This window comes from Pseudoalteromonas sp. SR41-7, from assembly GCF_014163935.1.
GTDB lineage: Bacteria > Pseudomonadota > Gammaproteobacteria > Enterobacterales > Alteromonadaceae > Pseudoalteromonas > Pseudoalteromonas distincta.
In genome coordinates this window covers 502,728-515,799 of sequence record NZ_JACJEF010000001.1, presented here as the reverse complement: position 1 = coordinate 515,799, position 13,072 = coordinate 502,728, and the positions used below count along the sequence as shown (strand labels likewise).

Here is a 13,072-nt window from a genome sequence, read left to right as displayed (position 1 = left end):
TCTTTTACTTCTCTTTGTGCAATAAGATTTTAAGTGATTTATTCACAAAGAGGCTAAGAGGACGCTGCGCTTTAGATAAGCAAAACTACATAATTTCTATGTTTTCTCACTTGCCGTTTTTACTTAACCCTTATAACCGTTAGGGTTATTTGACTGCCAGCGCCAGGTATCTTGCATCATTTCATCAATACCGCGCACTGCTTCCCAACCTAGCTCTTTAAGTGCTTTTTCTGGCGCTGCATAACACGCTGCAATATCACCAGGACGGCGAGGTGAAACCTGATAGGGTACAGCCTGATCGCTTGCTTTAATAAATGCATTAACCATTTGTAGTACAGAGTAACCATTACCAGTACCTAGGTTATAAACTAATGCCCCCGTGCTGCTGGCAATTTTATCAAGCGCTTTTAAATGACCAATCGCTAAATCTACAACGTGTATATAGTCGCGCACACCAGTGCCATCAACTGTGTCGTAGTCATCACCAAATACAGCGAGTTGCTTTAATTTACCTACCGCAACTTGTGCGATAAAAGGTAAAAGGTTGTTTGGAATACCATTAGGATCTTCACCAATTAAGCCCGACTCATGTGCACCCACTGGGTTAAAGTAACGCAAAATAGCAAACGCAAAGCGCTCATCGGATTTAGCGATATCTTGTAGCATCATTTCAACCATTAACTTAGATGTGCCGTAAGGGTTGGTAGTACCGCCTACAGGAAAGTCTTCTTTGATTGGTAAGCTTGCTGGGTCACCGTAAACCGTGGCTGACGAGCTAAATACTAATTTAAATACACCCGCGTCGCGCATCGCATCAACAAGCGTAAGCGTACCTTGAACGTTGTTTTGATAGTACTCAACTGGCTTTGCGACCGACTCGCCCACTGATTTTAAACCCGCAAAATGTATAACACTATCAACCGTATGCTTTGCAAATACAGAATCTAAAAAGGGTTTATCGAGAATATCACCTTGGTAAAAAGTGGCTTCTTTACCTGTTATATTTTTTACGCGCGCAAGTGATTCTTGTGATGAGTTACTTAAATTATCAATAACAACAACATCGTTACCTTGCTGTAAAAGTTCTAAAACAGTGTGCGAGCCAATATAGCCTGCGCCACCGGTTACTAAAATAGTCATGAAAGCTCCGTGGGTACCTTTTATCAATTAAGTTAATTTCACCATAAATAGAGGTGATTTACATGTTTTATCTGTAATTTATATGATTTTAATCGTATTTTTTTGATATCAGCACATTAAATACTTTTGATTACATTTTGTGCAAAACAAGTAACACTTGATTCGTAAGATTAAGTTATAGTTAATAAACAAGTGCTAATATAGCTTTAGTAATAGCTAATGCTAGGTTTACTCCAATCCACACTTTTGTGATTGGTTACCTCTTTGGAGAAAGATATGAATTTAGTTAAAAAAATAGCAACAACAATGTGTATCGCATTACCTGCGCTTGCCCATGCTGGTGAGTCTGTTGTTAAATGGAATGACTTTAATGATTATCGTGATGTGCGAGCGTCTAACCAAGCTAAGGGCTCGTATCACAAAAGTATTGCGGCAAGTTTTGAAAAACATATGTCTAAATTAGCTGAGCAACTACCAAAAGATTATAAGTTAAACGTAGAGTTTACTGATTTAGATTTAGCGGGAGATGTGCGTTATGGTGGTATGGAGGAAATTCGTGTAGTAAAACCAATATACTTTCCACGCATTAAGCTTAATTATTCGTTAACCGATAACGACGGTACAGTGCTTAGTAAAGATACTGATGTGGAGCTCAAAGATATGGGCTTTATGGATAAAATTAAAATGGGCCGCGACGAATCACTATATTACGAAAAACGCTTATTAACAGAATGGTTTGGTGAGCAAATATTACCAAGTTTAGATTAACTTAAAATAAAAATGCCGCTAAATAGCGGCATTTTTGCTTTTTAAATCTTTACTTAAAAGTAGCTAACAGCGTGAGTATTTGTTGTAACTTAATAACGGTTGTTTTAAGTTTTTCTTCATCAAAACCATCGTTAGATAAGCTTTCAACGTCAGCGGCTACGTCAAGAACATACGGCTTAAAGCGTTTAGCTTCAAAGCTAAAACCAGCATCTTGTGCAAATAAGGCTTTAAATTTGCCATGGCCTTGCTGTTGTAGTTCATCGAGTTTTTTGTCGGCATCAAGCGCCTGACGATAAACAATTTTTAAATTAGTATTGAGTTGTTCAATAATTGAATCCATGGTTTTCCTAAAGCTTTGTACTGCATGGCCGACATAATACTTGGATTACATTTAAAAGTCAGGTTTGTTATATGAATATATCAGGCACAAGTTTACCCGCTGTTTCTGGCTCAGGCCAAGGCAGTGAGCTTTATAGCGCTGCTTTATCTAAAAAGCAGCAACTAGCAGATGGCGCAGCAGCACTTGCACTTATTGAAGGTGCTGCACAATCGTCAAGTGCGCAAACACCGGCTAAATCGGTAACAGCATCATTGGGTAACAACGTAAATATATACGTTTAAATGCTGTTTTAAATTAGCTTAAGATCGATAGGTGTTTTACTTTTTTGACCACCTATTTCTCTAACTAATTTAGGCACTAAAAATCCAGGCAGGGCTTTTAATAGCTCTGCCATTATTTTTATAGCGTCTTCTTCGTTAATATCAAAGTGGCTGGCCCCTTCAACTTTATCGAGCAAATACAAATAATACGGCAATACGTCTGCGTCAAATAACGCTTCGCTTAAATTTATTTGCGCATCGAGCGTATCGTTCACATCTTTTAAAATTACAGCTTGGTTTAAAAGCGTTACGTTTGCTTGTTTAAGCTTTTGCATAGCTGCTTTAAAATCAGCGTCTATTTCATTGGCGTGGTTTATGTGATTAATAAAAATAATTTTTAATGGCGATTTTGCTAATCGCTCACATAACTCATCGGTAACTCGCGTCGGTATAACTACTGGTAAACGGCTATGAATTCGCATTCGTTTAATTTGTGGTAATTGCTCAAGCTCATCTAAAAACCAACTTATTGCATCGTCTTTGGCCATCAGCGGATCGCCACCACTTAAAATCACTTCGTTTATATTGGCATCAGATTTTATGTAGCTTAGTGTTTCAAGCAGGCTTTTTTTATTAAGTTGGTTTTCTTGATACGGAAAATGCCTTCTAAAGCAGTAACGACAATTGACTGCACAGCCGGTTTTAAACATTACTAAAACACGCGATTTATACTTATGTAAAAGGCCGGGTTGTTCGTTATCTTGCTCAAGTAGGGGATCTTTATTAAAACCCGACTTACTTAAAAATTCTTGATGGCGTGGCATGACTTGCAATAAAAGAGGATCGTTTGGATCGCCTTTGCGTATTTTTTTTATAAAAGGGATAGGCACGCGTACCGGAAATAAACTGCGGGCTTTTAGGTCGTTTTCATGGACTTGGCTCGATAAACCGACCATTTCAAGCAAGGTTTTTGGGCAGGTAACTACATTTGCTAATTCTTTTTGCCAGTTTTTATGCAAATTTGCTTCATTTCTTTGTATCATTGGCATGTAGATTACTCGAAAAAATATAAATAGAGGAAACGATGGCGAATTATAGCACCAACGAGTTCAAGGGCGGCCTAAAAATTATGATGGACGGCGAGCCTTGCAGTATCTTAGAAAATGAAATGGTAAAACCTGGTAAAGGCCAGGCGTTCAACCGTGTTCGTATCCGTAAACTTATCTCTGGTAAGGTGCTTGAAAAAACCTTTAAATCGGGTGAATCAGTTGAAGGTGCTGACGTAATGGATACAGATTTAGCGTATCTATACACAGACGGCGAATTTTGGCATTTCATGAACAACGAAACATTTGAGCAAATTGCTGCTGACGAAAAAGCACTAGGCGATGCTGTTAAATGGTTAGTTGAAAATGATTTATGTACAATTACATTATGGAACGGTAGCCCTATTGCTGTTACACCACCTAACTTTGTTGAGCTTGAGATCACTGAAACAGATCCTGGCCTTAAGGGTGATACAGCGGGTACTGGTGGTAAACCAGCAACGCTTAGCACAGGCGCTGTGGTACGAGTTCCATTATTTGTACAAATTGGCGAAGTAATTAAAGTAGACACTCGTAACGGTGAATACGTAAGCCGTGTTAAGTAAGCTTTAACATTGTTTATAAAATCCCAGCTTAAGCTGGGATTTTTTTTGGAGAAAATATGTCAGCAGATCTTTGGGCCCCAAGCGCAAGCATTGAAACACTAAAACAACGTGCAGCGATATTACGTAGCATTCGTGAGTTTTTTTATACGCGTAATGTAATGGAAGTAGAAACTCCTAGCTTAAGTGCTGCCAGTGTAACCGATGTGCACTTAGCCAGTTTTAACACCACATTTGTAGGTCCAGGGCACGCAGGTGGGCTTCCTCTTTTTTTACAAACATCTCCAGAGTTTGCTATGAAACGCTTGTTAGCAGCAGGCTCAGGCGCTATTTTTCAGCTTTGTAAAGCATTTAGAAATGAAGAAGCAGGTAGTCATCACAATCCCGAATTTACAATGCTTGAATGGTATCGCCCAGGCTTTGATGAGTTTGCACTTATGGATGAAATGGATGAACTAATGCGGCTTGTTTTAGATGTTGAGCCGGCAACAAGGCATACTTATCAGCAAGCGTTTGAACAAGCACTTGGGCTCGATCCGCTAACCGCAAATATAGAGCAATTAAAGCAACTAGCGTGTGAGCAGGGATTTGCTGATATAGCCCAAAATGAAACGCATAAAGATACCTTACTGCAATTATTATTTTGTATGAAAGTGGAGCCCACAATAGGACAAGATAAGCCATGTTTTGTGTATCACTTTCCAGCTTCTCAAGCGGCACTTGCACAAATTTGTGAACACGATACACGTGTAGCAGGGCGCTTTGAGCTTTATTACAAAAATATGGAATTGGCGAATGGCTTTAACGAACTCACAAATGCCAGCGAGCAAGCTAAACGTTTTAATGAAGATAACGCATACCGCGCTGAAAACGGTTTAAAGCAAGTGCCAATGGATACGCGTTTAATTAAAGCGCTGGAGCATGGATTACCACAGTGCGCAGGGGTGGCTTTGGGTATAGATAGGCTTGTAATGCTCGCAACAAATAAAGAAAAAATTAAAGACGTAATCGCGTTTGATATGCAAAGAGCGTGATGCTTGGCTTGTAGGCGTAGGTGGAAAACCTGTAGGTGCGAATTTATTTCGCGCTCATGTAAATTAACTTTATAAATAAGCGAGGTATAAAACCTCACCTACAATAAACATCAACCCCAACAACCTACGACAAACTTGTAGGTGCGAATTTATTTCGCGCTCGTGTAATTTAACTTTATAAAAAGCGAGGTATAAAACCTCACCTACAAATAAAAAACACCGCGTTTAAATTAAACGCGGTGTTTTTTTATTGCTTGCTGTAGCTTTCATTTGAAAGCCAACGGCTATGCTTTACAGATTAAGTGTGAACGTAACACCTGCTACGCGAGGCTCACCTAATTGTGTATAGGTATGCGTTGCGTAACCATCTTGTGGGTCATTACCAAATTCAAAACCACGTGTAGGGACTGTTTCGTCAAATACATTACGAGCCCATGCGCGAACTGCCCACATGTCTGCTTCGTAGCCAAAGCTTAAATTAACTAAGTTGCTGCTTGGTGCTTGTGAGTTATGACTGTCTGAGAAGTAGTAATCGTCCTTACCTTCAACACCAATCATACCGTAAAGCTCACTTGTAAAGTTATAGCGAGCAGTAAACGCATACTGGTATTTAGGTGACTGTGCTTGCTCACGACCGTCTTGGTTTAAAGGGGCTTGATAGATATTAGATCTAGCAACAAAATCGTCTATTTCAGTATTTAAGTAACCAGCACTACCTGTTAAAAACAGGTTATCGGTTAGTTGGTAACTTCCTTCAACTTCTAGTCCGTAATTGCTGCCAGAACTTGCGTTATCAACATAACTGGTAAATTGTTGATCTTCTATTAACCATCCTTTTAACTGCATGTTGTCACGATGCATGTAAAATGCGGCTAAGCGAAGTGTAAATTTGTCATCAAGCGATGAACCTTTAACACCAAATTCGCCACTCCATAAATATTCAGGGTCGAAGCTGGTGTGCTGCTGGAGAAAATCAGCGCTTAGGTTTAAGCCTTCATCTTTTGCTGTAGCCAGTGCTTCTGAATTAATACCGCCAGCTTTGTAGCCACGCGTAATGCTGGTGTAGATCATCGTACGATCAATTACCTGATACTCTAGCGCAATTTTACCGCCAACCATTACATCGTCAGTATCTTCTATAAAGCCATTGCTATCGGTGTAGTCACCTTGGTATTGCTCTACACGTAAACCAGTAATTAATGTAGTTTTTGGACCAATTGATGTCTCTACTTGGCCATAAATCGCAGTATTACTTACTTCATATCGAGAATTAAAGGTTTGGTATTCAGAAAATTTTCTACGTTGACGGTCAAGGTCTACATCACGCACTTGGTAATATGCCCCCAAGACCCAATTTTTTAATTTTCCACTGAGCTGTAATTCAGCTGCTCTATCATCACGATCGCGATAGTAAGCGTCTTCATAGCTGTATCCATCTGGATGTAAGCCAGCAGCACATAACTGTGGTTCACTTGTATCGTTACATACCCAATCTTCGTCAAAGCTGTAAAGTAATTCGGTATCAATAGCCGACAGGTTTAGGTTTACATCAAAAGCGTCAAAACCCGTGTAAGTATTATTAACACCTATTGCGTAGCTTTGTTGATTATCTTGCCCTGGTTCATCGGCAACACTATTGCGGCTGTTATCAAGCGTAAACGCATCGTAACCATTGTTTATGTCAATATAGTGAAGGTTTAACTCAGTATTTAAATGCTTTGTAAGCTGGCTGTTTAATTTAAAGCGGGCTACTTGTTCGTCTTGATTTTGTGTTTCGTCATTTAAGTACAAGTTATCTACGTAACCGTCTGACTTTCTGCGAAAGTAGCTAACGCGTGCGCTAGTGTCATCTGTTAAGCCTGTGCTTGCTGCAATACCTGCTTCGCGGGTGTTGTATGTGCCAGCACCTACTTGTAATTTTAAGCTTGGATCGCTTGTGGCTTTAGCTGAACCCATTTGGATCATACCGGCCATACCGTCTGCGCCAAAGCGTGTACCTTGTGGGCCACGATAAATTTCTACTTGGTCTATATCAAATAATAATGAACTGCCACCAAGGCCAGAATAGTTAATACCATCAATAACTAAGCCTACAGATGGATTAATAGGGTCTACAAATTGTGAACGAAGTCCCACGCCACGAATTTGAATATAACGACCGCGCGACGCACCAGATGCAAAATTTACATTGGCGGTACTGCCTAACATTTCGTCTAAGTAACTTGCACCACGTTGATTAATTTCATCTTCGCTGAATAAGCTCGCACTTGCGCTTAAAGTTTGAATGCTTTCGCGCTGAAAATCGCCAGTTACAACAATTCTTTCTAGGTCGCTATCATCAGCGTTAGCTGCAATTGGTGCACCAAGCAGCGGTAAAAGTGCGGCAGTAATTAAAGACAAACGTAAGTTCATTGGGTTACTTAACTCCATTTTAGGGACTCGTATGGTAGCAATTATTTAAACACATGTGCTATAAACGCGGCAATTATACGTTAAATAATCAGGATTACTAATATGACCTTTAAAGTTGACTTCAAGGTACGTGATTACGAATGTGACTTACAAGGTATTGTAAACAACAGCGTCTATTTTAATTATTTAGAGCATGCTCGACATGAGTTCTTGTACGCACACGGTATTGATTTTGCTCAGTTAGCAAAAGATAAAATTAACCTAGTCGTGATGCGCAGCGAAATGGACTATAAACATTCACTATTACCAGGTGATGAATTTTATGTGGCTGTAGAGCCGCAGCGTATTAGTCGTTTAAAATTTGCCTTTAAGCAAACGGTTATACGTAAAAGGGATGAAAAAGTAATGCTCAATGCACTGGTTATAGGAACGTCTGTTAATGAAAAAGGTAGACCGTTTTTACCAGAGCAAATAGATAACGTATTTAAAACTACAACTTAGTACTTAATCGCATAACTTTTGAACTATCATAGAACAAAAATTTACATTTAAAACATGCATTTTTAACGGATAAAGGGCATAAATATTGTTACAATTACATTAATTAGACAATTAGTTAGTAGTAGCATGAAATTAGCAGCAATACCGATGCTTATAGTCGGTTTATGTGTTGGTTGCGCATCAACAGGGACGGTTACCAGTGAGCAGCTTAAATACACCCAATGGCAATTATCACGTGTTGATGGTTTAGCAATTCCACCTTCGTTTAATGCATCAATGAGCTTTATTGAAGCACTGCAAGTAAACGGTTTTGCTGGCTGTAACAAATTTTTTGGTGAAGGCTCGCTTGAAGAAAGTAACCTTACCGTAAGTAAATTAGGAATGACGCGCAAGTCATGCGGCGAAGACCTTGATGAGTTTGAGCAGCAGTTATTACAAGCCTTAAAGCAAGGTGCAGAGCTTAAAATGCAAGACCAGCAATTAGTCATGCAAGGCGAGCAAACATTTGTGTTTATCCCTAAATAATTTTAAGTTTTTGAAAAACAGCCCCTTGCGGGCAGTTTTTAACTGACGTACACTCTGCGCAGATTTGTTGAATAATATCTTCGAATCGACGAACAAAATTTATATATCAATACTTGTCGGAGTGCCAAAGCTAAGTAATTAGTTTTTGGCTGAGATCGCGAAAGCGGGATCCGTGAACCTGATCAGGTTAATACCTGCGTAGGGAACAAGCTGCCTAAAATGGGACGCTTGTGCGTCTTTTTTTATGCGCACAATAAAGTGATTTATTTTTTAGGCTGCAAAGTAGCATGTACGCTACTTTACGATCTTTCTCTATTCCTCGGAATATCTGACAAGACAACCCTTAAGCAATGAGGCAAGTCATGTCAAATACTACAAATAAAGCGTCACGCCGAGAAACTCGTGCTGCCGCGTCTGAATATATTTATAACTTAACGGGTCAACCGTTCCCAAATTCTCATAAAGTATACGTTGAAGGTACTCAACCTGGCGTGCGCGTTGGTATGCGTGAAATCACATTAAGTGATACGTTTATTGGCGGTACAGATGAAAACCCTGTTTATGAGTCAAACGATCCGCTACGTGTTTACGATACGTCGGGTCCGTATACCGATCCTAATTTTGAACTAGACGTGCGCAAAGGCTTACCAAAATTTCGTGAACAATGGATTGAAAACCGTGGTGACACCGAAATTTTAGAATCAGTGACGTCGCAGTTCTCGCAGCAACGCATGGCAGATGAAGGGCTGGATCATATTCGCTTTGATCACCTTCCAAAAATTCGCCGTGGTGTCGCTGGTAAAAACGTAACGCAAATGCACTACGCACGCCAAGGGATTATTACTCCTGAAATGGAATACGTAGCCGTTCGCGAAAATATGGGACGTGCAGAAATTCGTAAAGAATTACTAGCCGCGCAGCATAAAGGCGAGTCGTTTGGTGCGAGTATTCCTGAATTTATTACCCCAGAATTTGTACGCGACGAAATAGCCCGTGGTCGCGCTATTTTACCAAATAATATAAACCATCCAGAAACAGAGCCTATGATTGTAGGTCGTAACTTTTTAGTAAAAGTTAATGCCAACATTGGTAACTCATCGGTTAGCTCATCTATTGAAGAAGAAGTAGAAAAAATGGTGTGGTCTACCCGCTGGGGCGCAGACACCGTGATGGACTTATCAACGGGGCGTTACATTCACGAAACGCGCGAATGGGTTGTACGTAACTCGCCTGTACCTATTGGCACAGTACCGATTTATCAAGCGCTTGAAAAAGTAAATGGTGTGGCTGAGGATTTAACGTGGGAGATTTTCCGCGATACGCTTATTGAACAAGCCGAGCAGGGTGTTGATTACTTTACTATTCATGCGGGTGTACTGCTTCGTTATGTACCAATGACGGCTAAACGTGTAACCGGTATTGTGTCGCGCGGTGGCTCAATTATGGCTAAGTGGTGTTTAGCGCATCACAAAGAAAACTTTTTATACACGCACTTTGAAGACATTTGCGAAATTTTAAAACAATACGATGTGTGTTTTTCACTCGGTGATGGCCTTCGCCCAGGCTCGATTGCTGATGCCAACGATGAAGCGCAGTTTAGTGAGCTACGCACATTAGGTGAACTGACTAAAATTGCGTGGAAACACGACGTACAAGTATTTATTGAAGGCCCAGGGCATGTGCCAATGCACATGATTAAAGCCAATATGGATGAGCAATTAAAGCATTGCGACGAAGCGCCATTTTATACATTAGGCCCGCTAACGACTGATATTGCACCAGGGTATGACCATATTACCTCGGGTATTGGGGCGGCTCAAATAGCATGGTACGGCTGTGCAATGCTGTGTTATGTAACACCTAAAGAGCATTTAGGTCTGCCAAATAAAGAAGATGTTAAAGAAGGCTTAATTACCTACAAAATTGCAGCGCATGCCGCCGATTTAGCAAAAGGGCACCCTGGCGCGCAAGAGCGCGATAACGCGCTATCAAAAGCACGTTTTGAATTTAGATGGCACGACCAATTTAATATTGGTTTAGATCCAGACCGCGCTCGTGAATATCACGACGAAACCCTTCCGCAAGAATCAGGTAAAGTTGCTCACTTTTGCTCTATGTGTGGTCCTAAATTTTGCTCTATGAAAATTAGCCAAGAAGTACGCGATTACGCTAAAGATTTGGAAACACGCGGTATTGATCCAAATGATGCTGGCGAGGCTATTGAAATTAAAATGGTTGATGTAGAAGCCGAAATGAAAGCTAAATCAGCTGAGTTTAAGCAAACAGGCTCAGAGATTTACCACAAAGCGGTATAGCTAAAAGTTAGATGCAGACGTAGGTGAGGTTTTATACCTCGCTTCTTTAAAAGTTGAAGAAGTGCGAGTGAATTCGCACCTACTAATAACTGCTTTGGAGGTTTTATGTTTTATAACATTGCTGTGGTGGGTTTTGGTTTAGCAGGGCGCTTAGCTGCCCTTGAGCTAAGTAAGTTGCATCATGTAACGGTGTTTGAAGCTGACGATGAGCAAACCCCAAATAGCGCAGGTAAAGTGGCAGCAGCAATGCTCGCCCCGCTTGCTGAGTCGGTGTTATGCGAGGCTGACTTAGCATTAATGGGGCTTGACTCAATGAAGCGTTGGCCGGGTATTATTGCTGAACTTGAAAGTGATGTTTTTTTTCAGCAGCAAGGCACTTTGGTCATTGCGCACCAACAGGACAAAGGCGATTTACAAAGCTTTGCACAGCGTATAAAACCGCTAGCTGATCACACTGCCGAACATATAAATGCTCAACAAATTACAAAGCTTGAACCTGAACTTGCAGGGCGCTTTAATCAAGGCTTATTTTTACCCTGCGAGGGGCAAATAGATAACCAAGCATTTTATAAAGCCAGCTTTGCACAGCTCAACAAACGCAAAGTAAAGTTTGTATTTAATCAGCGCGTAACCATTAACGACAACAAAATAAATAATCGACCATTTGACTACATTATTGATTGCCGTGGGCTTGGTGCTAAAAATACTCAAGTTGATAAACCGCTTAGAGGTGTGCGCGGCGAAGTAGCAAGGTTATACGCACCAGAGGTAAGTTTAATCAGGCCCGTGCGTTTAATGCACCCGCGTTATCCAATTTATATAGCGCCTAAACCCAATAATGAATATGTAATTGGTGCGACCGAAATCGAATCGCAAGACAGCGGCGCGGCAACAGTGCGCTCAACCCTTGAATTACTTTCAGCCGCTTATACCGTACATAGCGGGTTTGCCGAAGCACGACTACTTAATATTCAAACCGGATTACGCCCCGCATTTAGCGATAACCGCCCAGAAGTATCACAAGCTGGTAATGTAATTAGCATTAACGGCTTATATCGACATGGTTATATGTTGGCGCCGGCATTAGTGGCGCAAGCAGTTTCACGAATAGAGTGAGAGTGAAGGTGAGAATAAAATGAACATTACAATTAATGGCGAGCTACTTAATGTTAATAGCAAAGCACTCGTTGAGGTACTTCAAAGTTTTGGTGCAGTTGCGCCTTTTGCTGTGGCTGTTAATGGCGAATTTATTCCACAAAGTTGGCACAGTAACTATGTACTTAATGAGGGCGACAGTGTTGAGTTGCTGTCACCCATTCAAGGCGGATAAAGCTCATGCAAGCTAAAGACTGTTTAACTATTTATGGTGAGCAAATAAAGAGTCGTTTATTAATCGGCTCTGCGCTTTATCCGTCGCCCGATATTATGACCCAATCGATAGTCGCCTCAGGGGCTGAAATTGTTACCGTGTCGCTTAGGCGTCAGCAAAGTGCAGCAGCAGGTGATGACTTTTGGCAGTTAATAAAAAATACAGGCTTAAATATACTGCCTAATACCGCAGGGTGCCACAGTGTTAAAGAGGCCATAACGCTTGCAAAAATGTGCCGAGAGGTATTTGCCACCGACTGGATTAAGCTAGAGCTGATTGGCGATGATTACAATTTACAGCCTGACCCTTTTGCGTTACTTGAAGCGACAAAAATATTGATTGATGATGGCTTTAAAGTATTGCCTTATTGTACCGATGACTTAGTACTTTGCCAGCGCTTAAATGAGCTAGGGTGTGAGGTGCTTATGCCGTGGGGGGCGCCAATCGGCACCGGTAAAGGCTTGTTAAATAGTTATAATTTAAAAACTATTCGAGAGCGTTTACCCAATACCACATTAATAGTAGATGCTGGTTTAGGTTTGCCATCGCATGCCTGCCAAGCACTCGAAATGGGGTATGATGCGGTATTATTAAATTCAGCCATTGCAGGGGCGGGCTGCCCAATTACTATGAGCCGCGCATTTAAAGCCGCAGTTGAAGCAGGGCGCTTTGCATATCAAGCAAAAGCAATGCCTGAAAAAGACGTTGCAGCCCCATCAACCCCAACAATGGGTATGCCATTTTGGCATCAGCAGTGAAG

Annotated in this window: 14 protein-coding genes and 1 riboswitch; of the genes, 10 read left to right on the top strand and 4 right to left on the bottom strand. The window is 40.9% G+C overall.

The annotated features are described in order from the left end of the window. Positions 1–123: 123 nt before the first annotated feature. A complete protein-coding gene (gene galE / locus H5092_RS02430; protein ID WP_182694742.1) occupies positions 124–1,140 on the bottom strand; it encodes a UDP-glucose 4-epimerase GalE in 1,017 nt (338 codons plus the stop codon). Between the two features lie 276 nt (positions 1,141–1,416). Here galE and H5092_RS02425 point away from each other — a divergent pair, with 276 nt between their 5' ends. After that, positions 1,417–1,908 (top strand): DUF3016 domain-containing protein, encoded by a 492-nt coding sequence (locus H5092_RS02425; RefSeq protein ID WP_024606381.1) that lies wholly within the window; start codon positions 1,417–1,419, stop codon positions 1,906–1,908. A gap of 49 nt (positions 1,909–1,957) precedes the next feature. On the opposite strand, the gene H5092_RS02420 is transcribed toward H5092_RS02425, so the two are convergent. Continuing rightward, complete coding sequence (locus H5092_RS02420) at positions 1,958–2,248, bottom strand: hypothetical protein (RefSeq protein WP_002960798.1); 291 nt, start codon at positions 2,246–2,248, stop codon at positions 1,958–1,960. 71 nt (positions 2,249–2,319) lie between these two features. On the opposite strand from H5092_RS02420, the gene H5092_RS02415 reads away from it, so the two are divergent. Beyond that, a complete protein-coding gene (locus tag H5092_RS02415; RefSeq protein WP_002960797.1) occupies positions 2,320–2,529 on the top strand; it encodes a hypothetical protein in 210 nt (69 codons plus the stop codon). A gap of 8 nt (positions 2,530–2,537) precedes the next feature. On the opposite strand, the gene epmB is transcribed toward H5092_RS02415, so the two are convergent. After that, positions 2,538–3,551 (bottom strand): EF-P beta-lysylation protein EpmB, encoded by a 1,014-nt coding sequence (gene epmB, locus H5092_RS02410; RefSeq protein ID WP_182694026.1) that lies wholly within the window; start codon positions 3,549–3,551, stop codon positions 2,538–2,540. Positions 3,552–3,592: 41 nt separating this feature from the next. On the opposite strand from epmB, the gene efp reads away from it, so the two are divergent. Beyond that, the gene (efp, locus tag H5092_RS02405) at positions 3,593–4,159 is read left to right on the top strand and encodes an elongation factor P (RefSeq protein ID WP_024596699.1); all 567 of its coding nucleotides are present in this window, start codon (positions 3,593–3,595) and stop codon (positions 4,157–4,159) included. A gap of 56 nt (positions 4,160–4,215) precedes the next feature. Continuing rightward, positions 4,216–5,190, top strand: a complete 975-nt coding sequence (epmA, locus tag H5092_RS02400; protein ID WP_182732824.1) for an elongation factor P--(R)-beta-lysine ligase — start codon at positions 4,216–4,218, stop codon at positions 5,188–5,190. Positions 5,191–5,481: 291 nt separating this feature from the next. Here epmA and H5092_RS02395 read toward each other — a convergent pair whose 3' ends face one another. Beyond that, complete coding sequence (locus H5092_RS02395) at positions 5,482–7,620, bottom strand: TonB-dependent receptor (protein WP_182732823.1); 2,139 nt, start codon at positions 7,618–7,620, stop codon at positions 5,482–5,484. 84 nt (positions 7,621–7,704) lie between these two features. On the opposite strand from H5092_RS02395, the gene H5092_RS02390 reads away from it, so the two are divergent. The 6 genes from H5092_RS02390 (at position 7,705) to H5092_RS02365 (ending at position 13,070) form a co-directional block, all read left to right on the top strand. Next, complete coding sequence (locus H5092_RS02390) at positions 7,705–8,103, top strand: thioesterase family protein (RefSeq protein ID WP_024592343.1); 399 nt, start codon at positions 7,705–7,707, stop codon at positions 8,101–8,103. Between the two features lie 126 nt (positions 8,104–8,229). Next, entirely contained in the window at positions 8,230–8,628 is a 399-nt protein-coding gene (locus H5092_RS02385) for an META domain-containing protein (protein ID WP_010555269.1), read from the top strand. A 107-nt stretch (positions 8,629–8,735) separates the two neighbouring features. Next, positions 8,736–8,850, top strand: a riboswitch (TPP riboswitch). Positions 8,851–8,990: 140 nt separating this feature from the next. Next, a complete protein-coding gene (gene thiC / locus H5092_RS02380) occupies positions 8,991–10,943 on the top strand; it encodes a phosphomethylpyrimidine synthase ThiC (protein WP_220492429.1) in 1,953 nt (650 codons plus the stop codon). Positions 10,944–11,048: 105 nt separating this feature from the next. Continuing rightward, positions 11,049–12,059 carry an FAD-dependent oxidoreductase gene (locus H5092_RS02375; RefSeq protein ID WP_154904267.1) on the top strand — a complete coding sequence of 337 codons (1,011 nt, stop codon included), beginning with the start codon at positions 11,049–11,051 and terminating at the stop codon, positions 12,057–12,059. Between the two features lie 19 nt (positions 12,060–12,078). Beyond that, positions 12,079–12,273, top strand: coding sequence for a sulfur carrier protein ThiS (thiS, locus tag H5092_RS02370; RefSeq protein ID WP_154904268.1), 195 nt, complete (start codon positions 12,079–12,081; stop codon positions 12,271–12,273). A gap of 5 nt (positions 12,274–12,278) precedes the next feature. Next, positions 12,279–13,070 carry a thiazole synthase gene (locus H5092_RS02365; protein ID WP_154904269.1) on the top strand — a complete coding sequence of 264 codons (792 nt, stop codon included), beginning with the start codon at positions 12,279–12,281 and terminating at the stop codon, positions 13,068–13,070. Positions 13,071–13,072: the final 2 nt, after the last annotated feature.